Genomic DNA, 1,381 nt, shown 5'->3' on the forward strand with positions numbered 1-1,381 from the left:
GATCGTGTCCCAGGAAGTGGTGTAACTGAACCAACCGAAGGCGCCCTGTGGGCGAAAGAGGATGGTCATCGTGGTTCTTGGCTAACGTTGAGTTTGCGAAGACCAAACACTCACCAGAGAAACCACGATGACCAAGCCCACTATCGCATTGACCGAGTTGGTTGAGAAAGGGGCAGATGCTGATCTGCTCAAGCAAATGATCCAGTTCGTTGCCCAGCGCATGATGGAGTTCGATGTCGAAGGGCTGTGCGGCGCCGGCTTCGATGTCAAAAGCCCAGACCGGACAAACAGCCGCAACGGCTACCGTGATCGCCTCTGGCAAACCCGTGCCGGTGACGTTGATTTGAAGATCCCCAAGCTGCGCCAGGGCAGCTATTTTCCCGGCTTCCTTGAGCCTCGACGCACCGCTGAGAAGGCCATGGCGGCGGTCATTCAGGAGGCCTACATCCAGGGCGTTTCAACGCGCTCGGTGGACGAGCTGGTCAAGGCCATGGGCATGACTGGGATTTCCAAGAGCCAGGTATCACGGCTGGCAGGTGAGATCGATGAGCGCGTTCACGCTTTCCTTGATCGTCCGCTTGAAGGTGACTGGCCCTATCTCTGGATCGATGCTACCTACGTCAAGGTGCGGGAGGCCGGGCGCATCGTCTCGGTTGCCGTAATAATCGCCGTGGCCGTGAACACAAATGGTGGTCGTGAAGTCTTGGGCATGCGCGTTGGCCCTTCCGAAGCTGAACCGTTCTGGACGGACTTTCTGCGCAGTCTCATGAGGCGCGGGTTGCGCGGCGTGAAGCTGGTCATCTCCGATGCCCACGAAGGCCTGAAGGCAGCTGTTTCCAAGGTCTTCCATGCGACCTGGCAGCGCTGCCGCGTCCACTTCATGCGCAACGCCATGGCCCATGTTGGCAAAGGTCAGCGCACCATGGTGGCGGCTCTGCTGCGCACGGTCTTCGCTCAGGACAGCCGTGCCGAGTGCCATCAGCAATGGCGTTTGGTCGCTGATCAGCTGCGCGAGAAATACCCCAAGATCGCGGCCCTCATGGACGGCTGCGAGGATGAAGTGCTGGCGCACATGGCGTTTCCCAAGGCGCACCGGCAGCAGTTGCACAGCACCAACCCGCTTGAGAGGCTCAACGCCGAGATCAAACGCCGCACCGATGTCGTGGGAATTTTTCCAAACGATCCGGCCATAACGCGGCTGGTGGGGGCGATGCTGCTGGAGCAGAACGACGAGTGGTGCCTGCAACGACGCTACATGCAGTTGGAAGCCTTCGAGGCGGTCAGCGATAATCCACAGGCCAAGCTGTCGGCCGTGATCAACTAAACGGCAAGCTCAATGGCTAGAACCATGATGAGTTACACCACTTCCTGGGACACGATC

At 59.1% G+C, this 1,381-nt stretch carries 1 protein-coding gene; it reads left to right on the forward strand.

What is annotated here, in order from left to right:
* Positions 1-127: 127 nt before the first annotated feature.
* Positions 128-1,324 carry an IS256 family transposase gene (locus tag V7773_RS30200; RefSeq protein WP_336076494.1) on the forward strand — a complete coding sequence of 399 codons (1,197 nt, stop codon included), beginning with the start codon at positions 128-130 and terminating at the stop codon, positions 1,322-1,324.
* Positions 1,325-1,381 lie beyond the last annotated feature (57 nt).

The sequence above is a fragment of the Pseudomonas sp. 3JA genome, assembly GCF_036961705.1.
Classification (GTDB): domain Bacteria; phylum Pseudomonadota; class Gammaproteobacteria; order Pseudomonadales; family Pseudomonadaceae; genus Aquipseudomonas; species Aquipseudomonas fluorescens_Q.